Origin of the sequence: Saccharothrix saharensis (assembly GCF_006716745.1) — a bacterium.
Lineage (GTDB): Bacteria > Actinomycetota > Actinomycetes > Mycobacteriales > Pseudonocardiaceae > Actinosynnema > Actinosynnema saharense.
This window is the reverse complement of the sequence record NZ_VFPP01000001.1, coordinates 7,720,938-7,746,630: the sequence shown is the minus strand read 5'-3', so window position 1 is coordinate 7,746,630 and position 25,693 is coordinate 7,720,938. Positions and strand designations below refer to the sequence as shown.

The 25,693-nt window shown below is 73.0% G+C and carries 25 protein-coding genes; 9 read left to right on the top strand and 16 right to left on the bottom strand.

Going from position 1 to position 25,693, the window contains the following annotated elements:
* Positions 1-37: 37 nt before the first annotated feature.
* The gene (locus FHX81_RS35330; RefSeq protein ID WP_141982831.1) at positions 38-1,102 is read left to right on the top strand and encodes a hypothetical protein; all 1,065 of its coding nucleotides are present in this window, start codon (positions 38-40) and stop codon (positions 1,100-1,102) included.
* Here FHX81_RS35330 and FHX81_RS35325 read toward each other — a convergent pair.
* Positions 1,069-2,664, bottom strand: a complete 1,596-nt coding sequence (locus FHX81_RS35325) for an alpha/beta hydrolase (RefSeq protein ID WP_141982830.1) — start codon at positions 2,662-2,664, stop codon at positions 1,069-1,071. The genes FHX81_RS35330 and FHX81_RS35325 overlap by 34 nt on opposite strands.
* Positions 2,665-2,793: 129 nt before the next feature.
* Here FHX81_RS35325 and FHX81_RS35320 point away from each other — a divergent pair, with 129 nt between their 5' ends.
* Positions 2,794-3,798 (top strand): DUF4037 domain-containing protein, encoded by a 1,005-nt coding sequence (locus tag FHX81_RS35320; protein WP_246108128.1) that lies wholly within the window; start codon positions 2,794-2,796, stop codon positions 3,796-3,798.
* 255 nt (positions 3,799-4,053) lie between these two features.
* Here the strand turns inward: FHX81_RS35320 and egtD are convergent, their stop codons facing one another.
* The 6 genes from egtD to FHX81_RS35290 all read right to left on the bottom strand — a co-directional run bounded on the left by egtD (position 4,054) and on the right by FHX81_RS35290 (position 11,185).
* Positions 4,054-5,028 carry an L-histidine N(alpha)-methyltransferase gene (gene egtD / locus FHX81_RS35315; protein ID WP_141982828.1) on the bottom strand — a complete coding sequence of 325 codons (975 nt, stop codon included), beginning with the start codon at positions 5,026-5,028 and terminating at the stop codon, positions 4,054-4,056.
* Complete coding sequence (egtC, locus tag FHX81_RS35310; RefSeq protein WP_141982827.1) at positions 5,025-5,774, bottom strand: ergothioneine biosynthesis protein EgtC; 750 nt, start codon at positions 5,772-5,774, stop codon at positions 5,025-5,027. Before egtC ends, egtD begins: the two co-directional genes overlap by 4 nt.
* Before the next feature lie 2 nt (positions 5,775-5,776).
* Positions 5,777-7,090: an ergothioneine biosynthesis protein EgtB gene (egtB, locus tag FHX81_RS35305; RefSeq protein ID WP_141982826.1), complete on the bottom strand. Its 1,314-nt coding sequence runs from the start codon at positions 7,088-7,090 to the stop codon at positions 5,777-5,779.
* The gene (locus FHX81_RS35300) at positions 7,087-8,325 is read right to left on the bottom strand and encodes a glutamate-cysteine ligase family protein (protein WP_246108127.1); all 1,239 of its coding nucleotides are present in this window, start codon (positions 8,323-8,325) and stop codon (positions 7,087-7,089) included. Before FHX81_RS35300 ends, egtB begins: the two co-directional genes overlap by 4 nt.
* A gap of 242 nt (positions 8,326-8,567) precedes the next feature.
* Complete coding sequence (locus FHX81_RS35295; protein WP_141982824.1) at positions 8,568-10,619, bottom strand: PQQ-dependent sugar dehydrogenase; 2,052 nt, start codon at positions 10,617-10,619, stop codon at positions 8,568-8,570.
* Between the two features lie 14 nt (positions 10,620-10,633).
* Complete coding sequence (locus FHX81_RS35290) at positions 10,634-11,185, bottom strand: Scr1 family TA system antitoxin-like transcriptional regulator (RefSeq protein ID WP_141982823.1); 552 nt, start codon at positions 11,183-11,185, stop codon at positions 10,634-10,636.
* Positions 11,186-11,311: 126 nt separating this feature from the next.
* Between FHX81_RS35290 and FHX81_RS35285 the strand changes: the two genes are divergently transcribed.
* From FHX81_RS35285 to FHX81_RS35275, 3 genes are read left to right on the top strand one after another with little or no spacing between them, the layout of a single operon-like run.
* The gene (locus FHX81_RS35285; protein ID WP_141982822.1) at positions 11,312-11,905 is read left to right on the top strand and encodes a TetR/AcrR family transcriptional regulator; all 594 of its coding nucleotides are present in this window, start codon (positions 11,312-11,314) and stop codon (positions 11,903-11,905) included.
* Positions 11,905-13,059 carry an MFS transporter gene (locus tag FHX81_RS35280; RefSeq protein ID WP_141982821.1) on the top strand — a complete coding sequence of 385 codons (1,155 nt, stop codon included), beginning with the start codon at positions 11,905-11,907 and terminating at the stop codon, positions 13,057-13,059. Before FHX81_RS35285 ends, FHX81_RS35280 begins: the two co-directional genes overlap by 1 nt.
* A 10-nt stretch (positions 13,060-13,069) precedes the next feature.
* Entirely contained in the window at positions 13,070-13,528 is a 459-nt protein-coding gene (locus FHX81_RS35275) for an acyl-CoA thioesterase (protein ID WP_141982820.1), read from the top strand.
* On the opposite strand, the gene FHX81_RS35270 is transcribed toward FHX81_RS35275, so the two are convergent.
* Positions 13,500-14,552, bottom strand: a complete 1,053-nt coding sequence (locus FHX81_RS35270; RefSeq protein WP_141982819.1) for a TetR/AcrR family transcriptional regulator — start codon at positions 14,550-14,552, stop codon at positions 13,500-13,502. The genes FHX81_RS35275 and FHX81_RS35270 overlap by 29 nt on opposite strands.
* Positions 14,553-14,646: 94 nt before the next feature.
* Here FHX81_RS35270 and FHX81_RS35265 point away from each other — a divergent pair, with 94 nt between their 5' ends.
* Positions 14,647-15,828, top strand: a complete 1,182-nt coding sequence (locus FHX81_RS35265; protein WP_246108126.1) for a cytochrome P450 family protein — start codon at positions 14,647-14,649, stop codon at positions 15,826-15,828.
* Here FHX81_RS35265 and FHX81_RS35260 read toward each other — a convergent pair.
* Positions 15,825-16,307 (bottom strand): P-loop NTPase family protein, encoded by a 483-nt coding sequence (locus FHX81_RS35260; RefSeq protein ID WP_141982817.1) that lies wholly within the window; start codon positions 16,305-16,307, stop codon positions 15,825-15,827. The genes FHX81_RS35265 and FHX81_RS35260 overlap by 4 nt on opposite strands.
* A complete protein-coding gene (locus FHX81_RS35255) occupies positions 16,304-16,786 on the bottom strand; it encodes a hypothetical protein (protein WP_141982816.1) in 483 nt (160 codons plus the stop codon). The genes FHX81_RS35260 and FHX81_RS35255 overlap by 4 nt, the downstream gene beginning before the upstream one ends.
* Before the next feature lie 98 nt (positions 16,787-16,884).
* Here FHX81_RS35255 and FHX81_RS35250 point away from each other — a divergent pair, with 98 nt between their 5' ends.
* Positions 16,885-18,183, top strand: a complete 1,299-nt coding sequence (locus FHX81_RS35250; RefSeq protein ID WP_141982815.1) for a cytochrome P450 — start codon at positions 16,885-16,887, stop codon at positions 18,181-18,183.
* A gap of 82 nt (positions 18,184-18,265) precedes the next feature.
* Here the strand turns inward: FHX81_RS35250 and FHX81_RS35245 are convergent, their stop codons facing one another.
* Positions 18,266-18,661, bottom strand: a complete 396-nt coding sequence (locus FHX81_RS35245) for a winged helix-turn-helix transcriptional regulator (RefSeq protein ID WP_141982814.1) — start codon at positions 18,659-18,661, stop codon at positions 18,266-18,268.
* A 98-nt stretch (positions 18,662-18,759) separates the two neighbouring features.
* Here FHX81_RS35245 and FHX81_RS35240 point away from each other — a divergent pair, with 98 nt between their 5' ends.
* Entirely contained in the window at positions 18,760-19,596 is an 837-nt protein-coding gene (locus FHX81_RS35240) for an NAD(P)H-binding protein (RefSeq protein ID WP_141982813.1), read from the top strand.
* A gap of 49 nt (positions 19,597-19,645) precedes the next feature.
* On the opposite strand, the gene FHX81_RS35235 is transcribed toward FHX81_RS35240, so the two are convergent.
* On the bottom strand, positions 19,646-21,121 hold the full coding sequence (locus FHX81_RS35235) for a peptide MFS transporter (RefSeq protein WP_141982812.1): 1,476 nt from the start codon (positions 21,119-21,121) through the stop codon (positions 19,646-19,648).
* 179 nt (positions 21,122-21,300) lie between these two features.
* Here FHX81_RS35235 and FHX81_RS35230 point away from each other — a divergent pair, with 179 nt between their 5' ends.
* Positions 21,301-21,834 carry a TIGR03086 family metal-binding protein gene (locus FHX81_RS35230; RefSeq protein WP_141982811.1) on the top strand — a complete coding sequence of 178 codons (534 nt, stop codon included), beginning with the start codon at positions 21,301-21,303 and terminating at the stop codon, positions 21,832-21,834.
* A gap of 306 nt (positions 21,835-22,140) precedes the next feature.
* Here the strand turns inward: FHX81_RS35230 and FHX81_RS35225 are convergent, their stop codons facing one another.
* The 4 genes from FHX81_RS35225 to FHX81_RS35210 form a co-directional block, all read right to left on the bottom strand.
* Positions 22,141-22,656, bottom strand: coding sequence for a DUF4262 domain-containing protein (locus FHX81_RS35225; protein WP_141982810.1), 516 nt, complete (start codon positions 22,654-22,656; stop codon positions 22,141-22,143).
* 126 nt (positions 22,657-22,782) lie between these two features.
* A complete protein-coding gene (locus FHX81_RS35220) occupies positions 22,783-23,538 on the bottom strand; it encodes a YebC/PmpR family DNA-binding transcriptional regulator (protein ID WP_141982809.1) in 756 nt (251 codons plus the stop codon).
* 18 nt (positions 23,539-23,556) lie between these two features.
* Complete coding sequence (pdxT, locus tag FHX81_RS35215; RefSeq protein ID WP_141982808.1) at positions 23,557-24,162, bottom strand: pyridoxal 5'-phosphate synthase glutaminase subunit PdxT; 606 nt, start codon at positions 24,160-24,162, stop codon at positions 23,557-23,559.
* 100 nt (positions 24,163-24,262) lie between these two features.
* Positions 24,263-25,681 carry an amino acid permease gene (locus tag FHX81_RS35210; RefSeq protein WP_211363647.1) on the bottom strand — a complete coding sequence of 473 codons (1,419 nt, stop codon included), beginning with the start codon at positions 25,679-25,681 and terminating at the stop codon, positions 24,263-24,265.
* Positions 25,682-25,693 lie beyond the last annotated feature (12 nt).

Below are 25,693 nucleotides of genomic sequence, written 5' to 3'. Positions count from 1 at the left end.
ACGCCCCTCACACCCCTGTCGCTAGGGTTGCGCGCTTGTGAGGGCCGTCGTGTGGGCATTACCGGTCGTGCTCGGGCTCGTCCTGCCGCTGTGGGAGGAAGGGCCGCCGGTCGAGGCGTCGGCGGCGCTGGTGATCGCCGGGGTGCTGCTGCGGGCACGGCAGGCGCACGCCGAGCGGCCCGGTGCCTGGTTCCCGTTGCTCGTGACCGGCTCGACCGCGGTCGCGGTGGTGTGGTCGGGCGAGCTGGTCGAGTTCCGGCTCGGCCCCGCCTTCGACCTGTGGCGGTACCTCGTCGGCCTGGCGGTGGCCATCGGGCTGGGTTGCTGGGCGTGGCGGGCGCGCTACCGCACCGTCGCCGTCACCGCGGCGGCGTACCTGGCCGCGATCCAGTACCTCGGGCGCGGCGCCGAGCCGGTCGCGGAGTTCGGCTGGACGTCCTACGGCCCTGCCGACGCCGCCGTCCCGGCCTTCGACCCGGTCCTCGGCGTCGACCTGTCGGCCGGGCAGCCGCACCCGGAGCTGGTGATCGTGGCCGGGGCCGTGTTCGCCCACGCCCGGCCGGGGCGGGTGCGGCCGTGGCACGTGGCCGCGCTCGCCGGGCTGCTCGGCTCGCTGTGGCACCAGGGCGCGATGGCCCTGCTCCTCGTGGCCGCGGTGCTCGCCGCGCACGACCTGAACGCCCGCCGCCCCGGCGCGTGGTACCCGTTGCTGATGGTCGGCGTGGGCTTGGCGGTGTGGCCGGTGCTCGACGCGCTGACCGCGCCGGCGTGGCCCGAGCCGGTGATCGAGGACCCGGGTGCGGAGCGGCACGCGGTGCTGGTCGCCGGCGCGTGGAGCACCTCGGCCGCCGTCGCCCCGACCGTCGACCACGACGAGCTGTTCCTGGCCGTCGTGGTCGCGGCGGGGCTGGCCGTGTGGTCGTGGCGGCGCAGGAGCCCGATCGTGCTGCTCACCGCCCTCGCTCACCTGGGCGGCGCGTGGGTGGGCGACCTGCCGGTCGGGACCGGGCCGGTGGTCCTGGCCGGTGCGGCCGTCGCCCTCGCGACGACGGCCGCACCGCGTGCCGCTCAGAACGGCTGGGCGTTCGGCTGGAACACCTGACCGTCGGCCGGCGCCTTGAGGTTCACCAGGTAGTCGGTCACCGCGGTGTCCACCCCGGCGCTGTCGCCGAGGATGCAGTGCCCGAACGCGTCCACGCTCAGCAACCGCGCGTTGCCCAGCTGCCGGACCATGCGCTTGCTGAACTCGTACCGCGTCGCGGGGTCGTAGTAGTTGCCCACCACGACGATCGGGTTCGGCGTGCGCGCGTGCCACGGGCCGTCCCAGCGGTCCGGGTGCCGCACGGGCCAGGTCGCGCACGTGAGCAGGTCGGAAGCGGCCTGCTGGCGGCCGAACGTCGGCGACTCCCGCTCCCACTTCGCGGCCAGCGCGGGGAACAGCTGCGGCACGCGCAGGAACGGCTTGTCGGTGCAGTTCACGCCGTAGTACGAGTCGTCGTACAGGTACTCGGTGTCGCCCGTGACACCGGCGCGGACGTCCGCCAGGCCGTGCTTGTTCGCCAGCGGCGGCAGCAGCGCGGCCTGCTCCTGCGCCGAGAACGTGGCGGCGCTCGGGTGCAGCACCGCGTAGATGCTCTGCAGCCAGGCGGCCAGCGCCTTGAACCGGGTCGGCGCGTACAGGTCGCTCGTGACGCGGCCGATGTAGCCGGCGTGGGTCACGACCTGGTTGTCCGGCAGGGTGATCGAGCGGGTGCGCAGGTGGTCGCGCACCTCGTCGAACTTCGCGCGCGGGTCGCCGTCGCTGAACGCGCACTTGTCGCCCTCGGCGTCGCAGCGCTCCAGGTACGCGTCGAGCGCGATCTCGAAGCCCTGCGCGCGCTGGCGGTCGTACTCCGCGCCGTTGGAGGTGCGCAGCGCCGGGTCCACGTTGCCGTCCAGCACCAGGGCGCGGGACTTCGACGGGAAGATGTTGGCGTAGGTCGCACCGAGGAGCGTGCCGTAGGAGAAGCCGACGAACGTCAGCTGCCGGTCGCCGACGCCCTGCCGCAGCAGGTCGAGGTCGCGGGCCACGGCCTCGGTCGACATGTGGTCCAGCAGCGGGCCCGCGTTGCGCGCGCACGCGTCGGTGTAGTCCTCGGTCGCGTCCGTCGTGTCGCGGATCTCGGTGCGGGTGACCGGGACGGCGGACATCCGGCCGAAGATCTCGTTGGCCTCTTCGAGGGTCTTGAAGCAGCGCAGCGGCGAGCTGCGGCCGACGCCGCGCGGGTCGAACCCGATCAGGTCGAACCGCTTCATGATCTCGGGCTGGAAGAACGAGCTGCCGTAGGCGGAGTAGATCAGGCCGGCGCCGCCGGGGCCGCCGGGGTTGATGAACAGCGAGCCGACCTTGGCGGACTGGTCGTCGGCCGGGCGCTTCATCAGCGCGATGGTGATCCGGGGGCCGCGGGGCTTGCGGTGGTCCAGCGGCACGGGGTGGTTGGCGCAGCTGACCTTGTCGCGCTGCGCGGCCGGGATCTCGGCGAGGACGTCGTCGGCGCAGGCCGACCACTGGATCGGGGTGGCGGTCTGTGCTTCCTGGGCGGCGGCGGTACCGGTTCCCACGAGGCCGGACACCGAAGTGCCGACGGCCAGCGCGAGAACCAGTGCTCTGGTGCGGAGTTGCATGCGGTAGCGCTCCCTCGGTTCACTCGACGTCGCCCCTCAGTGACACCGCGACGCCATCGCGCGAGGCTTTCACTCGATCGTGTCCAGCACTACCCGCAGAACGGAGGATTGGTGCCCTACGTACGGTTCTTGCCAGGGCTCGTGCTGGCCGAACGGTTCTACCGCGAGGCGGTCGAACCGCTGGTCAGGGCGCACTTCGGCGAGGTGCCGCACAGCGCGGCCCGGATCGGGTCCGGATCGGAGGTGCTCGGCTTCGACACCGAGCGCTCGGCCGACCACGAGTGGGGGCCGCGCCTGCAGCTGTTCCTCGACCCGGACGACACCAGGGCCGACGACATCCGGACCGCGTTGGCCGAGCACCTGCCGAAGGTGTTCCGCGGCTACCCCACGCACTTCGCCGACACCGGGGACGAAGGCGTCGGGCACATGGCGGTGACGGACGGGCCGGTGCGCCACCGGGTGGAGGTCACCGACGCGGGCACGTGGTTCGACCGGCAGCTGGGGTTCGACCCGCGTGGCGGCGTGACCGTGCGCGACTGGCTGCGCGCGCCGACGCAGCGGTTGGCGGAGACGACCGGCGGCGCGGTGTTCCACGACGGGCTCGGGGTGCTGACGGGCGCACGGGAGGCGCTGCGGTGGTACCCGGAGGACGTGTGGCGGTACGTGCTGGCGTGCCAGTGGTCCCGGATCGCGGGGGAAGAGGCGTTCGTCGGGCGGTGCGGCGAGGTCGGGGACGAGCTGGGGTCGGCCGTGGTGGCGGCCCGGCTGACCCGCGACCTGATGCGGTTGAGGCTCCTGCTGGACCGCCGCTACCCGCCGTACGGCAAGTGGCTGGGCAGCGCGTTCGCCCGGTACGGCGAGCTGGTGCCCGTGCTGCGCGCCGTGCTGGCGGCGACGGACTGGCGTGCGCGGGAGGACCACCTGGTCACGGCGTACGAGTCGGTCGCCGCGTCGTGCAACGCGCTGGGCCTGTCGGCTCCGGTGGACCCGACCACCCGCCCGTACCACTCCCGCCCGTTCCGCGTGCTGCGCGCGGACCGCTTCGCGACCGCCCTCCGCGACGCGATCACCGACCCGTCGATCGCCGCCCTCCCACCGACCGGCACCGTGGACCAACACCACCACACCCCGTGAGTCGAACGCTCACGTCCCGCGTGTCGAACGCTCAGGACCCCTGAGTTCAACGTTCAGCACACGGCCCGGCCGGCTCGAACGTGGAACTCGGGGGACGCGAAGGTTCGACACGCGGGACGCGAAGGTTCGACACTCGGGACCTGAACGTTCGACACTCGGGACCTGGAGGTTCGACACTCGGGGCCTGGGTCGACACCCCCGTCCGGCTCCGGGGACGTGCGGTGGTCCCCCGCGAGGGACCGCCGCACGACGGGACTACCCGGCCGCCCGCGAGAGGGACAGCGCGAAGCGGCCCTCCGGGTCGGTCCACCAGCGGTGCAGCTCGAAGCCCGCGGCGGTCAGCTCCCGCTCCACCCCCTCCCGGCGGAACTTCGCCGACACCTCCGTGCGCAGCTCCTCACCCTCGGCGAACTCGACGTCCAGGCCGAGCGCCGCGACGTGGCTCTTCACCGGGCGCACGGCCCGCAGGCGCATCTCGATCCACTCCTCTTCGGCGTTCCACAGCGCCACGTGCTCGAAGTCCGCGGGGTCGAAGTCGGCGTCGAGCTCGCGGTTCACCACCCGCAGCACGTTCCGGTTGAACTCCGCCGTCACGCCCTGCGCGTCGTCGTACGCGCGCACCAACACCCCGGGGTCCTTGACCAGGTCGGTGCCGAGCAGCAACCACTCCCCCGCGTCCAGCACCTCGCGCACCGAGGCGAAGAACTTGTCCCGCTCCTCCGGGATCAGGTTGCCGATCGTCCCGCCCAGGAACGCCACCACCCGCGGCGGCACGCCGGGCAGCAGGCCCAGGTGCTCGGTGAAGTCGCCGACCACGCCGTGCACCCGCAGCCCCGGGTACGCGGCCATGATCGCGCCGGCCGCGTCGGTCAACGCCGACGGCGACACGTCCAGCGGCACGAACTCGCGCAACGTGCCGTGCGACCGCAACGCGCTCAGCAGCAGCCGCGTCTTCTCCGACGAGCCCGAACCCAGCTCCACCAACGAGTGCGCGCCCGTCAGCGACGCGATCTCCGCGGCCCGCGCCACCAGGATCTCCCGCTCCGCGCGGGTCGGGTAGTACTCGGGCAGCCGGGTGATCTCCTCGAACAGCTCGCTGCCGACCGCGTCGTAGAACCACTTCGGCGACACCCACTTCGGCCGCGCGGTCAGCCCCGCCCTCGCCTCGGCGCGCAGCGCGACCGCCGCGTCCTCGGGGGTCAGGTGCACGTCCAGCACAGGCTCGGTCATCCTCGTCCAATCCGTTGAACGTCCACAGTAGACACATCTGCCGTGACGACGTGCCCGTCGGGCACCTCCCGCCAGCGCGGGTCGTCGTCCAACGGCTCGGAGGCCACCGTCACCGCGCCGTCGCCGGAGCGGACCCACAACGAGTGGGTCCACGTCGTGCCGGCGAGCACGGTTCCGTCGGTGAGCAGCAGGTTCAGCCGCGAACCGGGCGCGGCGGCGGCCACTTCGGACACGACCGAGGCCAGCGCCGCGCCCGGTGCGGCGCCCGCGGCCAGCCGCGACCGGACCAGGGCCCACAGCAGGGCCGCGTCGGTCGGCGCGTCCACCGTCAGCAACGTCGCCACGGGCAGCGTCTTGGCCACGTCGACCACGGACTCCGGCCAGTCGGCCACCCGCCCGTTGTGGCTGAACAGCCACCGCCCGTCGGTGAACGGCGCGCACGCCGTGTCCGCCACGGGCATGCCGACCGTGGCCGAGCGCACCGCGGCCAGCACCGCGCCCGACACCGTGACCCGGCTGAGCGCCAGCAGGTTCTCGTCCGACCAGATCGTGCCCGCACGCCGGTAGCGCACGGCCGGACCGCCCGGCGCGGGGTACCACCCCACGCCGTAGCCGTCCACGTTGACCGTGCCGCCGCCGCGCATGTCCCGCGGCGCGTACGACTGCCGCACCAACGAGTGCGGCGGGTCGTGCACCAGCGCGGCGACGGGCACGGCGGGGCCCAGGTAACCCAGGTGGCGGCACACGGTCAGGCCAGTTCGTCCCGCGAGGCGTCCCGCGCGCAGCGGAAGCCCGAGAAGATCTGCCGCCGGATCGGGTAGTCCCAGTTCCGGAACGTCGAGCGCACCGCGGCCTGGTCGCTGCCGAACGACCCGCCCCGCAGCACCTTGTAGTCCGGCCCGAAGAACACCTGCGAGTACTCCGCGTACGGGAACACCTCGAACCCGGCGTACCCGTGGAAGTCCGAGCTGGTCCACTCCCACACGTCACCGATGAGCTGGTGCACGCCCAGCGCCGACGCGCCCGCCGGGTAGGCGCCGACCGGCGCGGGCGCCAGGTGCCGCTGGTTCAGGTTCGCGTGCGCCTCGGTCGGGTCCTCGTCGCCCCACGGGTAGCGGCGGGACCGGCCGGTCGCCGGGTCGAACCGGGCCGCCTTCTCCCACTCCACCTCGGTGGGCAGCCGCTTGCCCGCCCACGTCGCGTACGCCTCGGCCTCGTGGTAGCAGACGTGCACCACCGGCTGGTCGGCCACGAGCGGCTCCGTGCGGCCGAACGCGGTGCGGTACCACCGGTCGTCCACCCGTTCCCAGAACCGGGGCGCGACCAGGGACGCCTTCCGCACGTGCGCCCAGCCGGCCTCGCTCCACCAGCGCGGGTCGCGGTAGCCGCCGTCGGCGACGAAGGCCGCGTACGCGCCGTTGGTCACCGGCGTGGTGTCGATGAAGAACGGCTCGGTGACCACCTGGTGCGCGGGCCGCTCGTTGTCCAGCGCCCACGCCTCGGTCGACGTGCCCATGGTGAACGGCCCGCCGGGCACCAGCACCTCGGCCGGGCCGACCGGGCCGCCGCGCGGCGGTGGTGGCGCGTCCAGCACCGGCTCGCCGACGCGTAGCTGGTGCGTGGCCAGCATGGTCTCGTCGTGCTGCTGCTCGTGCTGCACGATCATGCCGAACGCGAACCCGCCGTCGACCAGCCGGTGGCCTTCCAGCGGGGTGCGCTCGAGCACGTCGAACACCTTGTCGCGGACCTCGCCGACGTACCGGCGCGCCTCGGCGGGCCCGAGCAGCGGCAGTTCCGGCCGCACCGACCGGGCGTGCTTGAACGCGTCGTACAGCTCGTCGATGTCGGCCCGGACCGGCTCGCGCCCGCCCACGTCGCGGACCAGCCACAGCTCTTCCTGGTTGCCGATGTGCGCGAGGTCCCACACCAGCGGTGACATCAGCTTGGAGTGCTGGCGGACGAGGTCGTGGTCGTCCACCGCGTCGGTGAGCAGCCTGCTGCGGTCGCGAGCCCTGGTGAGCTGGGCGGCGACCCGGTCGCGAAGGTTCTCTGTGCTGGTCATGAACGGCCCCCTCCGGTCTTCTCAGCGAGCGTGCGGTGCAGTTCTTCGGCGATCGCGTCGGTCTGGGCTGCCGACAGGTCGGTGTCGGGCAGCGCGGCGCAGCCCAGCTCGACCACGTCGCGCGCCGCGCGGGCGAGCACCGGGTCGGCCAGGCCGTACCGCGCGGCGGCGAGCCAGCGGTTCGCGGCGGTCTCCGTCGCCGCCAGGACGTCGTCCACCGCCTTCGGCGTGCTGAACAGCGCGGCCATCAGCACGACCGGCGGCAGCCACCGGCCGTGCGGCGGGGTGTCGAGGTAGCGGACCTCCAGGTACCCGCGCGGGCGCACCGGCGGGAACTGCAGGGTCAGGTGGTAGTCGAGGTCGTCGGCGGTCGCCGGCCGGTCGAGCGCGCCGCCGACCCAGTCGGCGAACGTCAGCGGGTACGGCGGCAGCCAGTCCGGGCCCGGCCTCCGCACCGCGATGACCGGCGTGTCCAGCACGCGCTTGGCCCACGCGTCGGCCGGTCGCGCGCACACCGCCGCAGGGCGGGTGCGCACCGGGTCGGTGGCGTAGAGGGAGCGCATCCGCGCGCTGGCCCAGTCGGTGCGCCTGCCGTTGACGCCCGGCGAGTTGGCGAACAAGGCGCTCACCACGGGGCCGAGGGCGTGCACCGCGGCCCACCGCTTGGGCAGGTCGTCGGCCGGCCCGAAGTCCAGGCACACCTGGAGACCCGCGGTGCTGCACATCATCGTGATGCCCTCGGGTCCGAGCGGGGCGAAGGCGTGTTCCATGGCCGCGTAGCGGGGGACCTGGAGCATCCGGCGCGGCGGGCGGAACGGGTCGGCGCCGTGCTGGCCGAGCCGCAGGCCGGCCGGTTCGAGCAGGCCCTGGAGGTGGTCGATGTCGGCCGCGACGACCTTGAGCAGGTCGGTCAACGAGTCGCGCGGCGGGGTGGAGATCTCGACCTGGCCACCCGGTTCCACGGTCAGCGGTGTGCCGGAGGGCAGTGGCCGCTGCGGGCTGTCGGGGACGAGGGTCGGTGGTGCGTGGTCACCCAGCGCGGACGCGAGGGTCTTCGCGTCGAGCGGTCGGGTGGGATCTTCGACGTGGTGGACGGTCCATTCGAGTTCGACTCCGAGCAGCCTCGGAGGTCCGTGCTTGAAGCAGACCGAGGCGACGTAGGCCTCGGCCTCCGCTCGGTCCCGGAACACCGCCGGGGTGGGCCCCGGAGCCGGGGCATTACGGACAGCAGTCACTTGTCGCACTCCCCGTGATCAACCTGGTTGGTTCGACGCTACACGCAGGCACCGACACTCGCAGCCAGGTCAAACCCTTGCGGATCAACGACATGCCGGCCGGCGAGCACGGGGATGACGGCCGCTCGGGTGCGGGCGGGCGACAAGCCGGCGGCCCCCGAACTGCTCCGAACGGAGGCTTCCCGGCGTCCAGTCGGACAATCCGGTCACGGCCGTGAACACCTCGTGGCGTCCAGGTGACGTCACGATCCCGGGTACACGAGGTCCACGTGCAGCACGCGGTCGTTGCCCACCTCCTCGTCCAGGTCCCACGTGGTGGTCAACCACAGGTCGCCCTCGCGGTCGAGCCGGAGCGTGCGCAGCCGCCCGTACCGGCCCTGGAAGAAGACCTCCTGCTCGACCAGGTCCGAGCCGTCGATGCGCAGCCGGTACAGGCGCTGGCCGACCGTGGTGCCGATGAACAGGTGGTCGTCGACGATCGCCAGCCCGCTGGGACCGCCCGCCGACGTCGGCCACATCGTCTTCGGTGGGATGCTGCCCTCGCAGTAGCCGGCCGTGCCCTCGCAGCCGGGCCAGCCGTAGTTGCCGCCGCGCTGGATGAGGTTCACCTCGTCCAACGAGTTGTTGCCGAACTCCGTCGCCCACAGCCTGCCCTGCGAGTCGAACGCCATGCCCTGCACGTTGCGGTGCCCGTAGCTCCAGATCGCCTTGCCCGGGAACGGGTTGTCCTCCGGGATCGAGCCGTCGGGGTGGATGCGCAGGATCTTGCCCGCGTTGGTGTCCAGGTTCTGCCCGTAGCTGCCGTTCTGCGCGTCGCCGGTGGAGACGAACAGGTACCCGCCGTCCGGGCTGAACTGCAACCCGCCGCCGTTGTGGTAGCGGTTCTTGGGGATGCCGCCCAGGATCGTGTGCCAGCCGGTGAGCATGTCGCCCACCAGCCGGACGCGCACGACCTGGTTGCCGGCCGCCGCGGTGTGGTAGATGAACACGGTGTTGTCGTAGGCGAACAGGGGCGACACGGCGACGCCGAGCACCCCGCCCTCGCCGTTGGTCGCCTGCGCGCCCGGCACCCGGCCGAGCGCGGTCCACGTGCCGTCCGGCGCGAGCCGGTAGAGCGTGAACCGCTCCCGTTCGGACACCAGCGCCGAGCCGTCGGGCAGGAACGCCAGGCCCCACGGCACGTCGGTGCCCTCGCGCAACGTGGTCACCTCGCCGGGTCGCGGCGCGCCCGCCGTCGCCTTGTCCTCGGGCACGGCGTGGACCTCGTCGCTGAACGCCGACACGTTGCCCGCCGCGTCCCGCGCCCGCACCGCGAACCGGTAGCCGGTGCCGGCGGTCAGGCCGGTGATCGCGGTGGACGTGCCGTCGGTCGTGACCACCGGCGCGCCGGCGCGGTGCACCTCGTACCCGGTGACGCCCATGTCGTCGGTGGACGCGTCCCACGCCAGCGAGACGCTCGTGGCGGACCAGTCGACGACGCGCGGGTTGGCGGGCGCGGTGGGCGCCTCGTCGTCCGCCGGCGACGCGTCCGTGCGCACGACCACGTTGTTGCCGGCCCGCGAGACGTTGGACGCGGCGTCGCGGGCGAGCACGGTCCAGTCGTAGGCGGTGTCGGGGCGCAGCCCGGTGACCGTGGCCGCCGACTCCGTGCCCGGCACGCTCGTCATGAGCTGGCCGTGCTGGTAGACGTCGTAGCCGACCACGCCCACGTCGTCCGTCGCCGGCTCCCACGCCAGGGACACGGTGGTGTCGGACGTGCCCGTGGCGCGCAGGCGACGCGGCGGGGTGGGCGGCTCCACGTCGGTGTCGTCCACCAGCAGGCGGTCGGTGTCGGGGCCGCCCCGGTCGGTGGCGGCGGTGGCGCGCACCCGGTTCACGCCCGCCTCCAGCGCCACGGCCGCCGTGACGTCGCGCCACGTCGTCCACGCGCCGGTGGCCGGGAACCCGACCGCGCCCGCCCGGCGGCCGTCCACGGTCAGGTCGACCGGGAGGTCGGCGCCGGTGGCGTTGGCGTAGCGGAAGACGAGGGTGTGCGTGCCCGACCGGGCCGCGGTCACCTCGTACTCGACGTAGCCGCCCGCCGCGTCGGCGTAGTCGACGTACCCGGAGCCGGTGAACCCGCCGTGCGCGGAGGCCACCACGCCGCCGGACACCGTCGCGTCCTCGGCCTGGTGCTCGGTGCGGCCCTGCGCCGAGCCGGAGGCGGTGAGCAGGGACAGCGCCGTCGCGGCGGTGACGGCGGCGACCGCCGACCGCCGTCGTCCGACGCGCGGGCCGGTCGCGTGCTGCGCCATGGGTCTCCTCCCGCCTACCGGTCGCGGTAGCGCGCGGCCCGGCGGCGGAACTCCGCCCTCGACGACGGCACGTCCAGCGCGACCCGGTCCAGCGCCTCGGCCGGCCGCCGGCCGTCGGGCAGGGCGAACGACGACCGCAGCACGCCCGGGTGGCCCGCCGCGAACGGCACCAGGCGCACCGGCACGTCGGCCCGGTCCGCGAGCGCGTCGAGCTGGTCGGCCATGACCGCGTCGTCGCCGACGCGGACGTGCAGCGCGGCCTCGTGCACGAAGTACCGCGCGCCGGGGTGCGGCAGCCGGTCGACGCCCGTACCTCCGCCCTCCTCGCCGAGCGCGAGGGCGTAGGCGGGCGTGCGCAGCGGCTCGGGCACGCACAACGGCTCGAAGACCACCACGGCGCACCCGGCCGCACCGTCCGCGACGTCGCCGGGGCGGCGGCCGACGAGCCTGATCAGATCGATCAAGTCCGGGCCGTGCCGACTGCGGTCCACGGTGGACGGTCGGGTCGACCGGCCCAGTCCCGGCAGCAGCCTCAGCGGCGGCCGGATGTCCTCACCTGCGGTCACGGTGCGCCACCGTAGTGACGGTGACCTGCTGTTTCGAGCGGGAGCGGCGAAGTACACCCCAAAGTGGACGAGGCAAGCCGTACGTACTGATTGGATTTCGTCAGGCCGCCCTGGCAACATCGACAGGTGCCCAGGGTGAGCCAGGACCACCTCGATGCCCGTCGCCGTCAGATCCTCGACGGCGCTCGTGCGTGTTTCGCGCGTTTCGGCTACGAAGGCGCGACCGTGCGCCGCCTGGAAGAGGCTACCGGCCTGTCCAGGGGCGCGATCTTCCACCACTTCCGGGACAAGGAGTCGTTGTTCCTCGCCCTCGCCGAGGACGACGCGCTGCGCATGGCGGAGGTCGTCGCCGAGCAGGGCCTCGTGCAGGTCATGCGCGACCTGCTGTACCCGCCGGACCCGAACGACGTCGAGCACCCCGCCGACTGGCTCGGCACCCGGCTGGAGGTCTCGCGCCGGCTGCGCACCGACCCGGAGTTCCGGGGGCGGTGGGCGGAACGGTCGCGGCAGCTCACCGACGCGACCCGGCAGCGGCTGGAGCGCCAGCGCGAAGCCGGGAACCTGCGTGACGACGTGGACGTGGACGTGCTGACGTCGTTCCTGGAGCTGGTGCTGGAAGGGCTGGTGTCGCACCTGGCCATGGGCCTGCCCGCGGACGACCTCGAACCCGTGCTGGACCTCGTCGAGGAGAGCGTGCGCCGGCACCGCCGCAAGGGCTGATGGGCCGCTACCTGTGGGCCGCGGGACTGGCCCGGCTCGCCGACGAGATGGTGGCCGTGGCGGTGGTCGTGCTGGCCCTGTCGCGCAGCGGCTCCACGGTGCTGTCCGGCGCGGTGATCGCGGCGTACACCGTGCCGTCGATCCTGTCCGGCCCGCTGCTCGGCGCGTGGCTGGACCGGACGCGGCGGCCGGTGGCGGCGTTGGCGGCCAACCAGGTCGCGCTGGCCGCGATGGCGACGGCGATGGTGTTCGCACCCGCGCCGTGGCTGGTGCCGGCGGCGTTCGTCGCGGGCGTGACGCTGCCGATGACCAGCGGCGGGTTCACCAGCCTGGTGCCGCGCCTGGCCACCGACCTGCCCCGGGCCACGGCGCAGGACGCGCTGCTGTTCAACGTCGCGGCGATCGGCGGGCCGGGGCTGGCGGGCGTGCTGGGCACGGTCGCGTCACCCGCCGTCGCGGTGGCGGCGGTCGCGGCGCTGGCGTCGGCGGGAGCGCTGTGCACGACGGCGCTGCGCGTACCGCCGCACCCGCCCACCGAGCACCCGTCGCTGGTCGCGGCGATGAAGCGCGGTCTGCGGCACCTGGTCACCACGCCACCGCTGCGCGGCGCGACCGTGGCGTCCGCGGTCGGGTACGGGTCGGTGGGCATGCTCGCGACCGCGCTGCCGACGCACCTCGGTGTGCTGGGCGTGGGCGAGGACCGCACCGGGCTCGTGTGGGCGGCGTTCGAAGTGGGGTGCGTGGTCAGCGTCCTGGCGGTGCGCCGCCGGCTGCCCCGGTGGCGGCCCGAGCGGGTGGTGTGCACGGCCATCGCGCTGTACGGGGTGACGCTCGCGCTGTGGCCGCTCACCCACCACTTCCCCGTGCTGCTCGGCCTGGCCCTGGTCAGCGGCCTGGCGCAGGGGCCGACGCTGACCGCCACGATCACCGCGCGGCAGCGGTACACGCCCGGTCCGCTGCTGGGGCAGGTCTCGACCACGGGCGCGAGCGTGAAGCTCGGCGCGTTCGCGATCGGCGCCGCGGGCGGTGGGGCGTTGCTGACCACGTGGTCGACGGCGGCGGTGATCTTGCTGGTCGCGGCGGGGCAGTGGGTGGGCGCGTCACTCGGAGCAGTCACCTCTAGGCCGACGCGCACGGCTCCGGTGACCCCATAGGATCGCCGGCATGGCTGACGCGCGACCTGCCCACGTGCACCGGGTGCGGGTGCGCCCGGTCGACTGCGACCGCCAGGGGATCGTGCACGCGTCGCGTTACGCGGTGTTCTTCGAGGCCGCGATGGTGGAGACGCTGCGGTCGTTGCTGGGCTCCTACAAGGAGTTGGAGAAGCACGGCATCGACTTCGTGATGGCCGAGACGTCCATCCGGTACCTCAGCCCGGCCCGGTTCGACGACCTGCTGCGCATCTCGGTGCGCGTGCGCACGCTCGGCACCACCACGTTGACCATGGGGTTCGAGGCGGACGTCGACGGCACGCCGGTCGCCACCGGCTGGAACCGGTACGTCTCCTTCGGCACGCCGGAACTGCGCAGCACCCCGATCCCGGCCGACTTCCGCGCCGTCCTGGAACGCCGCCCGGCGCCGGCCCGGCCCGCCGCTAGGCCCGCACCCGCGCCCCGGCGCTGACCGCGTGCGCCGCTCCTGACCCCTCCGCCCGCGCCACCACCCGACCGCCCTCGACGCGGATCGCGGTCTCGGTCTCGTCGCTCACCGACGGCACGCCCGCCGCGCGCGCCAGCGCGCCGGTCTCGTCGCACACCACGCGGATCCGGGGCCACGCCCCGACCGGGAACGCCTGCCGCATCGGCACGCACAGCCGCGCCAGCGCCAGCCGCGCCAGCGGGCCCAGCTCGCCCGGCGTGCCGGTCACCAGCGCGAGTGTCACCAGCGCGTGGTTGCGCACCGCCTCCTCCGCGGCGGCCAGCCGGTTCAGCCCGAGCACGACCACCACGCCGTCCTCGTCCGGCGTCACCTCCGCGCCGCGCACGAGGTCCGGTACGGCCGGTGGCGCCCACGGCCGGTCCTCCCCCGCGACCACCGCGCCCGGGGGCGGGGCCCACCAGTCGTTCAGCTCCAGGCCGGCGAGCTGTTCGCACGCGCTGATCACGTCGAACGGCTCCAGGAACCCGGGCGCGGCGGCGGCCAGGCCGCTCGCGCCGTGCAGGGTGGCGAGCACGACCTCGGCGAGGCGCACCAGCCGGGCGGGTGGCGAGCCGGGCGGCGGCACGACCGGGTCGAAGGCTTCCAGCGCGAGGCTGAGCAGCAGCGCGTCGAGCTTCAGCAACTGCGTGAACGGCCGCCGCGTCACCTCCTCGGCGGCCACTTCGGGCAGGAAGTCCCGGGCCGGCGCGTCGTGGCCGATCGACGTCACCCAGGCACGGGCCAGCGCGCCGAGCGCTTCGCGCCGGTCCGCCCCGCGTTGCGGGTCGGACGGCACCTCCGCGCGCTCCGCCAGGTCGGCCAGCACGGCGAAGTAGAGCGCGCGTTTGCCGGGGAAGTTCGAGTAGACCGCGCCCCGGGTCAGCTCCGCCCGCTGGGCGATCGTGTCGATCTTGGCGTCCCGGAAGCCGCGGTCGGCGAACTCGGCCCTGGCCGCCGCCAGCACCCGCGCCCGGTTGCGCTCCTGCGTCTCCGCTCTGCTCAGCCGCACCGTCACGCTCCCCGTTTGCCCGGCATCGCCCGGTCAAGATACCGTCACCATTCAAATGATGAGAACATCTGATGTGAACCTCCGGAGGATCGCGTTGACCGTTCCCGAGATCGACCCCACCCGACCCGAGGTGCTGCTGGACCCGTTCACCGCCTACGGCGAGGCGCGCGAGCGCTGCCCGGTGGCCCGGATGCCGCTGCCCGGCATGGGCGACATGTGGGTCCTCACCCGGCACGAGGACGCCAAGGCGATGCTCGCCGACCCGCGCTTCGAGCTGAGCCCGAACAGCTTCATGGGCCTGCCGGGCGTCCCCGAGCACTGCCGGCCGTACCTGCGCACGATGTCCGAGCTGAACGGCCCCGAGCACGTGCGGCTGCGCCGGCTGGCCGCGCCCGCGTTCACCGCGCGTCGGGCCGAGGAGTTCCGGCCGCGGATCGAGGCGATCGTGGCCGCGCTGCTCGACGCCCTGCCCGACGGCCCGACCGCGGACCTGCTGGAGCACTTCGCCCGACCGCTGCCGATGGACGTGATCTGCGAGCTGGTGGGCATCCCCGCGGAGCACCGGCCGCGGTGGCGCGAGTACGGCGTGGCCGTGGTCAGCGGTTACGGCCCGGGGTTCGTCGCGGCGATCCCGGGGATCGTCGAGGGCGCGATCGAGGCCGTCGAGCTGCGCCGGACGTCACCGGGCGACGACCTGATCTCCCAACTGCTGCGGGTGCGGGACGCCGACGGTGACCGCTTCACCGACGCGGAGCTCGTCACCCTGGTCTGGCAGCTCGTGATCGCCGGGCAGACGCCGACGAACCTCATCGTCAACGGCCTGGAAGCGCTGCTCACCCATCCCGAGCAGCTCGCCGCGCTGCGGGCGGACCCGGGGCTGGTGCCGCGCGCGGTGGAGGAGCTGACGCGGTGGGTCGGCCCGCAGCTGCTCACCGTGCCGCGGTTCCCGCGGGAGGAAGTGGCCTTCGGCGACGTGGTGATCGGCAAGGGCGAGCCGGTGATGACCGCGATCGTGTCGGCCAACCGCGACCCCCGCGTGTACGACGCGCCGGACGAGCTGGACGTCACGCGCGTCCCGTCGACCGGCCACCTCGGCTACTCGCACGGCGCGCACTTCTGCCTCGGTGCGGCGTTCGCCCGGGTGCAGACCCAGGCGGCGCTCTCGGCCGTGTTGGACCGGTTCCCGGACCTCGCGTTGGCCGAGACGCCCCAGCGGACACCGGACGGCGGCACGTGGCGGTTGGCGTCCCTGGTCGTGCGCACCCGCAACGGTTAGCCGCCGAAGAAGTGGTCCACGATCTCGGCCGCGATCTCCCCGACGGGTCGGCCGTCGGTGGCGACCAGGAGGTCGGCGTCCACCACGACGGTGGGAGCGGCCAGGCGGCGCAGCTCTTCCCCGGCCAGGCCGCGGAGGTCGTCGCCGGGGATCGCCGGACCCCTGCCCGCGCCGCGCAGGAGCAGCCGTGCCACGAGCTGGTCGTGGGTCGCGGCCAGCCAGCACAGCCGCGCCTCCGGCACCACGTCCTCGTGGCCGCCGGTGACGACGAGGTGCCGGGCGCCCGCTTCCCGGTACACCCGCCGGACCGCGTCGAACCGGCGCGCCCGGCCCGCCGCGTCCAGCGGCGGTGTGGCGAACGTGATCTGGGCGAGGTCCACGTACCCGGTCCTCGTGCGGGCGGAGAGCCGGGTGAACACCTCCCAGCCCACGGTCGACTTGCCCACGGCACGTGGTCCGCCGATCCACAGGACGGTCACGCGGTCCACCTCGCCCGGATCCCGGCCGCGATGTCGGCGGGCGCGCGGCCGTCGGTGTCCACGGTGAAGTCGGCGAAGTCGGCGCGCTCCAGCGCGTCGGCGTCGGCGAGCGCCTGGTCGACCTGCTCGACGAGCCACCCGCGGCCGAGGAACCGGTCACGCAGCTCGGCCCGGTTCACCCGCAACCGGCACAGCGTGATGTCGGCGCCGGACAGGCGATCGGTGTACAGGCGGGCTTCCCCGACCGTGTTGAGGAAGCCGGAGACGACGAGCGGGGAACCCTTGTACTCGGGCCACAACGCGCCCAGCGCGCTCGACTTGACCACGTGGTTCCCGGGGTCGTCGGCGGGCGCGGGGAAGCAGAGGCCGAGCTGGTCGGTGTCGACGTAGGACGCGCGGTCCAGCGAGCGGTAGACGTGCCAGCCGACCGTCGACTTGCCGACGCCGGACGGGCCGAGGAGCCACAGGACGGTGGTCACCGGGCCGGAGCGTAGTTCCGGCCGGTCCGGTGCCGCCATCGGTTTTCCGTGCCCGGCCCGCGCTTGAACCTTTCTCGCGTTCACGCCACCGTGGTGGCATGCCGTCCACGGTGAAGAACGCGACGCTGCTGTTCCTGGGACGCGCCGTCGTCCGCGCGCAAGCCCTCCTCGGCGACCCCGCCGCCCGGTTGCTCGGCCTGAGCCCCTCCCGCGACCCCTACCCGGTGTACGAGTCGGTGCGCGGGCGGGGCGTGCTGGTGCCGACCAGGATGGGGCTGTACCTGACCGCCTCGCACGAGCTGTGCTCGCGGCTCCTGCGCGATCCCGGGTTCGGCCCGCTGCCCGCGGGCGCGCTGTCGCCGGTGGACGCGTCGGTCCAGGTGGACGGACGGCGGCTGGTGAACCCCGTCGAGGAGTCGTTCCTCGTCCGCAACCCGCCCGACCACACCCGCCTGCGGCGGCTGGTCGCGCCGTGGTTCACGCCGCGCGGGCTGCGCGACCGGACGGCCACGGTGGAGCGGGTGGTCGAGGAGTACCTGGACGAGGTGGCGGACCGGCCGACGTTCGACCTCGTCGGCGACTTCGCGGCCAGGGTGCCGATCCAGGTGATCGCCGACCTGCTCGGCGTGCCCGGCGCGGACCACGCCGCGTTCGCCCGGTGGGGCAGCGCGTTGGTCAACGCGCTCGACGGCGTGCGGGACCTGCGCGAGATGCGGGCGTTGCAGGCGGCGTTGCGCGAGTTCGAGGCGTTCCTGGACGACCTGATCGCGCACCGGCGGCGGCACCCCGGTGGCGACGACGTCGTGTCCGCACTGGCCGCGCACGACGACCTGTCCCGCGAGGACCTGATCGCGACCACGGAACTGCTGCTGGTGGCCGGGTTCGAGACCACGGTGAACCTGATCGGCAACGCGGTGCTGGAGGTCCTCGGGCACCCCGGGGTCCGCGAACGCCTGCTCGCCGACCCGGGTTACGCCGATGCCGTCGTGGAGGAGACGCTGCGCCACGACCCGCCGGTGCAGTACACGGTGCGGGTGCCGTTCGAGTCCACCGAGGTCGCGGGCACCCGGCTGCCGAAGGGCACCCCGGTCATGCTCATGCTGGCGGCGGCCAACCGCGACCCGGCGGTGTTCGCCGACCCGCACCGGTTCGACCCGGACCGCGCGGACGTGCGCGAGCACCTGGCGTTCTCCTCCGGCATCCACTACTGCCTGGGCGCGGGACTGGCCCGCATGGAGGGCGCGGCGGCGCTGCGCGGGCTCTTCCGGCGGTTCCCCGACCTGAAGGCGGCGGGCCGCGTGCACCGGCGTCCGTCGCGGGTGATCCGGGGCGCGGACCGGCTCCCGGTTTCCACCGGCGTGAAAAAACACCACCCGATCGGTCAAACCATCAGCTGAGCCTCAGCTCTGTGGTGCATGCTGGTATCGCGCGCCGACCCGCCGCACCGCCGCCGCGGCGGGTCGTTGCGTCCTTTCCGCATCAGTGCGGATTTCTCCGGACCCCGATCCGCTCTTTGCCGTCGTGCTCCTGTCGCGCCCGTTCCACTTTCCCCAGGTTCGCCGCGGACCACTCGGCCAGGTGCGCGAACAAGGGCGCGAGGCTGCGCCCGAGTTCGCTGATCTCGTACTCCACCCTGGGCGGCACCTCGGCGTGGTAGGTGCGCACCACGAGCCCGTCGCGCTCCAACTGCCGCAGCCGCTGGGTCAGCACCTTGGGCGTGATGGTGGTGATGCGGCGGGACAGCTCGACGAACCGCTGCCGGCCGAACTCGTTGAGCGCCCACAGGATCGGGGTCGTCCAGCGGCTGAACACGAGGTCCACCACCGGCGCGATGGGACAGGCCGACTCCGGGTCGGCCGCTGTGCCGCTGGTCACACGGAACCCCCTCCGCCATTACTTTCCTCTAGGTACCCACTATCCCCGGGATATTAGCTTCTGCGCCGTACCGAGAACGCGGACGACGGGGAGTGGACATGATCGTGGTGACCGGGGCGACCGGGAACGTCGGCCGAACGCTGGTGCGGACGTTGGTCGAGGCGGGCGAGCGGGTGACGGCCGTGTCGCGCGGCGTACCGGCCGAGGGCACGCACCCGGACGTGCGGCACGTGCGGGCGGACCTCACGCAGCCGGGGAGCCTGCGGCCCGCGTTCGACGGCGCGACGGCGCTGTTCCTGCTGACGTCGGGTGACTTCACCGCCCACGGCGGCAACGGGACCGTGCTCGGCGAGGTGCTGGACCTCGCGCGCGCCGGTGGCGTCGAGCGGGTCGTGCTGCTGTCCTCACAGGGCGTCGGCACGGGACGGCACAACCCGGAGCTGGAGGAGGCCGTCACGCGGTCGGGCCTGGAGTGGACCGTGCTGCGGCCGGGCGGTTTCGCCTCGAACAGCTACGCGTGGGCCGGGACGGTCCGCGGGCGACGGATGGCCGCCGCGCCGTTCGCGGACGTGGCGCTGCCGGTCATCGACCCGGACGACATCGCCGGGGTGGCGGCGGCGGCGTTGCTGGAGGCGGGCCACGGCGGCCGGACCTACGTGCTGACCGGGCCGGCGGCGGTCACGCCGCGGCAGCAGGTCGCGGCGATCGGGGACGCGGTGGGCGAGCCGGTGCGGTTCGTGGAGCTGAGCCGGGACGAGGCCAGGGCGGGGATGACGGCGTTCATGCCGGAGGTGATCGCGGACGCCACGCTGGCCATCCTGGGCTCGCCGACCGCCGACGAGCAGCGGGTGAGCCCGGACGTCGAACGGGTCCTCGGCCGGACCGCGGGCTCCTTCGCGGACTGGGCCGCGCGCAACGCGGCGGCGTTCGAGTGAGCGGTCCGGTGAGGGGCGTGGCGCACGCCCCTCACCGGACGGCGTCACGTCAGTCGACGCCCTGCATCAACCGGTGGATCGACTTCGTGGCCGCCACGAGCGCGACGCCCAGGCCGATCGCCACCGCGCCCAGCACGCCGAAGTACGCCACCGCGTTCTCGTCGCTGTAGAACCGCACCACGATCGCGCCGACGCCCGAGCCGGCCGCCGTGGCCAGGAACCACAGCCCCATGGTCTGCGAGGCGAACGCCCGCGGCGCGAGCTTCGTCGTCACGGACAGGCCCACCGGCGACAGCAGCAGCTCGCCGCACGTCATCACCAAATACATCAGCACCAACCACAGGAAGCTCACCCGCACCGACGGGTCACCCTGGCTGGCGACCATCATCAGCAGGAACGACAAGCCCACCAGCAGCAGCGCGTAGCCGAACTTGCGCGGCGTCGCGGGCTGGCGACGCCCCAGCTTCACCCACAGCAGCGCGAACAGCGGCGCCACCGCGATGATCATCACCGGGTTGATCGACTGGATGAACGACGGCGGGAACGACAGGCCGAGGAACGCGGTGTCGACCCGGGTGTCCGCGAACGCCGCGATCACCGTCGCGCTCTGCTCGAACAGCAGCCAGAACATCGCCGCCGCCACGAACAGCGGGATGTAGGCGATCACCCGCGACCGCTCCACCTTCGTGGTGCGCGGGCTGCGGATCATCACCGTGAAGTAGCCGATCGGCAGCAGCACCGACAGCAGGCTGATCAGGTTGATCACGCCCTCCGCGCCCAGCACCCCGAGCACCACCAGCAGCGCCACCACCGCCACCGAACCGACCACCGCGGCGAGGATGCGGCCGAGCACCCGACCGCGCTCCGCCGCGGGCAGCGGGAACGGCGGCACGGCGGCCGAGTCGCCCAGGCCGCGCCGGCCGAGCCGGTACACGACCAGGCCCAGCGCCATGCCGACGGCCGCCGCGCCGAAGCCCAGGTGCCAGTCGTAGGTCTCGCCGAGGAACCCGCACACCAGCGGCGCGAGGAAGCCGCCGAGGTTGATGCCCATGTAGAAGATCGTGAAGCCGGAGTCGCGTCGCGGGTCCTGCCGGTCGTACAGGCCGCCGACCACGGTGGAGATGTTCGGCTTGAGCAGGCCCGTGCCCAGCACGATCAGCACGAGGCCGGTGTAGACGCCCGTGACGCCGATCGGCAGCGCGAGCGCGACGTGCCCGAGCATGATCAGCACGCCGCCGTGGAACACGGCGCGCTGCCCGCCGAGCACGCGGTCGGCCAGCCAGCCACCCGCCACGCCGGACATGTAGACCGACGCGCCGTAGATGGCGACCAACGACAGCGCGAAGCTCTTGTCGAGCCCGAGCGCGCCCTCGTCGACGGAGCGGTACAGGTAGTAGGCGAGGATCGCCTTCATCCCGTAGTAGGAGAAGCGCTCCCACAGCTCGGTGAAGAACAGCGTCGACAGTCCTCGGGGGTGGCCGAAGAAGCCCCGCTGCGGGGTGGAGACAGCGCTCGTGGCGCTCACGTGGTCCTCCTGGTGTCAACGATGTCACCGTCGGCGTACCGGGTCACGTTACGCCGTACGGGTGTACTGGAAGAAATCCCGATGCGCCCGAGTGGCCTACTCCACAACCTCGGGGTGCGCTCCGCTTCAACGTTTGGTGCACTCGTGAGGTGGATCTGATCGAGGCTCACGGACGCGCGATGACGGAGTTCGACTCGCGGGTGCGCCGGGTGCGCCCCGAGCAGTGGGACTGGGACACACCCTGCAAGGAGTGGTCGGTCCGGAACCTGGTCAACCACCTGGTCCACGAGCAGCTGTGGGCGCCGGAACTCCTGGCGGGCTGCACGGTCGAGCAGGTGGGCGACCGGTTCGACGGCGACCAGCTCGGCGACGACCCGCTGCACTCGTGGGTGCTGGCGGCGGCCGCGGCACGGGAGGCGTGGATCGCGCCGAAGGCGCTGCTCAAGCCGGTGCACCTGAGCTACGGCAAGGCCACGGCGGTCGAGTACGGCTGGCAGATGACCTCCGACCTGGCGGTGCACGCCTGGGACCTGGCCCGCGCCATCGGCGCGGAGGAGCGGATCGACCCGGACCTCGCCGAGGCGGTGCTGGGCTACATCGAGCCCAACGCCGAGGCGTGGGCGGCGAGCGGGCTGTTCGACCCGCCGGTGCCGGTGCCCGACGACGCCGACCCGCAGACCAGGCTGATCGCCCTGCTCGGCCGGACGCCGTAGCGGGCGCGCACCGCGGGGAGAGCCCATCGGAAGCTCTCCCCGCGGCCTATTCCTTGGCACGGGCGGGGCCCCCGTGGCCAAGCCCTGGCGCGCACGCCCCGCCCCGCGCGGCTCCCCGACTACGCGGGACGGGACGCACCTCCCCCTCGCAGCGTGCGGAGTCCCCGACATCTCGACGCACACCACAGTGATAGCCCGTGAGCGTTGTCAGCGGTCGGTGAGCCGGTTCTTGACAACATCGTCCGGACAACGGCGACGGGCCCCGCCGCATCACGCGGCGGGGCCCGAGTGGGTCCGGGTGGGCTGTCAGGGGCCGGTGACGCCCGGTTCCCAGCTCTCCGGCCGGCCGCTCTCGGTCAGCAGCAGCTGCCAGTCGCCGAAGCCCATCGGCGCGTCGTGGTGCCACGGGAACCGGCCGTCCGCGGTCGGCAGGATGATCTGCACGGCGGCGAAGTCGCCCTTGCCGTAGAGCAGGAACGCGCTGCCGAAGAACTCCGGGTAGAAGCCCTTGAAGACGCGCTCGAAGGTGACCGGCACGCCCTCGAAGAAGTCGTGGTAGAGCCGTCCGGGCACGAACCGCTCGCCGCGGCGGGCCCGGTCGACGTAGGCGCGGATGAGCACCTGGGCGTGCTCGGGCGGCAGGCCGAGCACCACGGCCTCGGCCACCCCGAACCGGCGCCACGCCCCGACCGAGAACGAGTAGCCCGCGCCTTCGCCGTCCTCGGGCACGGTGACCACGGCGTGGCCGTGCTGCTCGGCCTGGGTCAGCAGCCAGTTGCGCAGGTTGATGTCCTGGACGGAGGGTCCGGAGGGGTTCGACACCCGGCCATTGTGCCCGTTGCCGGCGTCAACCCCGCATAAGCGCGGGCCCCGGACGAGCGACAGCCCCGCACCGGGACGACCGGCGCGGGGCTGGGCTGATCCGGGCTGTGCCGGGGGACGCTCCCGCTAGGCGTCCACTTCCGCCATCACCTGGTCCGACACGTCGAAGTTCGCGAAGACGTTCTGCACGTCGTCGCAGTCCTCCAGCGCGTCGATCAGCTTGAAGATCTTGCGCGCGCCCTCGGCCTCCAGCTGCACGGACACCGACGGCAGGAAGTTGGCCTCCGCCGACTCGTAGTCGTAGCCCGCGTCCTGCAACGCCTTGCGCACCGCGACCAGGTCGCCCGCCTCGGACACCACCTCGTAGCTCTCGCCCAGGTCGTTGACCTCCTCGGCGCCGGCGTCGAGCACCGCCATGAGCACGTCGTCCTCGGCCAGCCCGTCGGCCTTCGGCACGATCACGACGCCCTTGCGGGTGAACATGTAGGCCACCGAGCCGGGGTCGGCCATCGAGCCGCCGTTGCGCGTCATCGCGGTGCGGACCTCGGACGCGGCCCGGTTGCGGTTGTCGGTCAGGCACTCGACCAGCACCGCCACGCCGTTGGGGCCGTAGCCCTCGTACATGATGGTCTGCCAGTCCGCGCCGCCCGCCTCCTCGCCGCCGCCGCGCTTGCGGGCCCGTTCGATGTTGTCCAGCGGCACGGAGTTCTTCCGCGCCTTCTGGATGGCGTCGTACAGGGTCGGGTTGCCGTCGGGGTCGCTACCGCCGGTGCGGGCCGCCACCTCGATGTTCTTGATCAGCCGCGCGAAGAGCTTGCCGCGCTTGGCGTCGATTGCGGCCTTCTTGTGCTTGGTGGTCGCCCACTTTGAGTGGCCGCTCATTTCTCCTCCGTCGAATACTCAGCCCGCGGCACGGACCATGTCCACGAAAAGGCGGTGCACCCGCCCGTCACCGGTCAGTTCCGGGTGGAACGAGGTGGCGAGCACGTGCCCCTGCCGAACCGCGACGATCCTACCGGCGGCCTCGCCGGCGTCGTCCGTTTCGGGCACCCGGGCGAGCACTTCCACGTCCGATCCGGCCGATTCCACCCACGGGGCCCGGATGAACACCGCGTGCACCTCGCCCACGTCGGTGAAGTCGAGTTCGGCCTCGAAGGAATCGACCTGCCGGCCGAAGGCGTTGCGGCGGACCACGATGTCGAGCCCGCCGAGCTGGTGCTGGTCGGGCCGGCCGTCCAGGACGCGGTCGGCGAGCAGGATCATCCCGGCGCACGACCCGTAGGCGGGCATGCCCTCCTTGATCCGCGCGCGCAGCGGCTCCAGCAGGTCGAACGTGGCCAGCAGCCGGCTGATGGCCGTGGACTCGCCGCCGGGCAGCACCACGCCGTCGACCTCGGCCAACTCCTCGGGCCGGCGGATGGGGCGGGCGAGCACGTCGGCCTCGGCCAGCGCGACGAGGTGCTCACGGACGTCGCCCTGGAGGGCGAGGACACCGACGACGGACACGGCTGGATTTCCTCCTAGGTGAACTGCCACCAGCCTAGGTGACCGGGCCGGACGGGTGCTCGTGGCACCCGCCCGGCCGTTCGGTCTTCCCGCGGACGCGCTAGTCGCGCTCCGCGACCCGCTCGGCCGCCTGGTGGGCGGTCGAACGACGGGCTTGGACGGCTCGCCAGCCGACGAACAGCAGCACGGCGAGCACGGGGATGGACCAGAACGCGATGCGCTCGGCGGGTCCGGCGAACGCCATCAGCACGATGACGAGCGCGAGGAACGCCAGCGTCGCCCACCCGGTGTAGGGCGCGCCGGGCATCCGGTAGGAGGGCCGCTCGACCTCGCCGCGCACCGCGGCCCGGCGCAGCCTGAGCTGGCAGAGGATCAGCGTGGCCCAGGTCGCCACCACGCCCAGCGACGCCACCGCGATGGCGATGTCGAACGCCTCTTTCGGCACCAGGTAGTTGAGCACCACGCCGAACAGGTAGGCGACCGAGGTGAACAGGATGCCGCCGTAGGGGACGTGCCTGCGGTTCATCTTCCCGGTGAACGCGGGCGCCTCGCCCTTCTGCGCGAGCGAGCGCAGGATGCGGCCGGTGGAGTAGAGGCCCGAATTGCACGACGACAGCGCGGCGGTGAGGACGACCGCGTTCATCACGTCGCCGACCCCGGCGATGCCGAGCGCGGAGAACACGGTGACGAACGGGCTTTCCGCGCCGCTGTAGAGGCTCCACGGCAACAGCATCGCGAGCAGCAGCACGGAGCCGACGTAGAAGACGCCGATCCGGTACACGACGCCGTTGATGGCCTTCGGCAGCACCTGGCGCGGATTGGCGGTCTCCCCCGCCGCGATGCCGACGAGTTCGATCGCCGAATAGGCGAAGATGACCGCTTGCAGCGTCATCAACGCGATGCCGATGCCCGCCGGGAACACGCCACCGTGCGCGAACAGGTTGTGCACGCCCGCTTCACTGCCGCCGACGTCCGCGCCGCCGATCACGAGCGCGACGCCGGTGAACAGGAACACCACGATCGCGGTCACCTTGATGACGCTGAACCAGAACTCCAGCTCGCCGAACAGCTTCACCGACAGCAGGTTGACCAGCACCAGGAACCCGAGCGCGGCCAGTGCGGTCACCCACTGCGGCAGGTCCGGCAGCCAGCGGTGCACGTAGATGGCCACCGCCGTGATCTCGGCGATGCCGGTCATCGCCCAGTTCACCCAGTACATCCAGCCGGAGGTGAAACCGGCCCACGGTCCGATGAACTCGCGGGCGTATTCCACGAAACTGCCCGCGGTGGGCCGGTGCAGCACCAATTCGCCGAGCGCGCGCATCACGAAGAACGCGGCCAGGCCGCACAGGGCGTACGAGAAGACCAGTGCCGGGCCGGCCTGGGCGAGTTTGCCGCCGGCGCCGAGGAACAAGCCGACGCCGATGGCGCCGCCGATGGCGATCATCTGCACCTGGCGCTTGGACAGCGCTTTGGTGTAGCCGTCGGCGTCGGGTTCCGCGACCGTCTGCTCAATCATGGTGGCCGAACG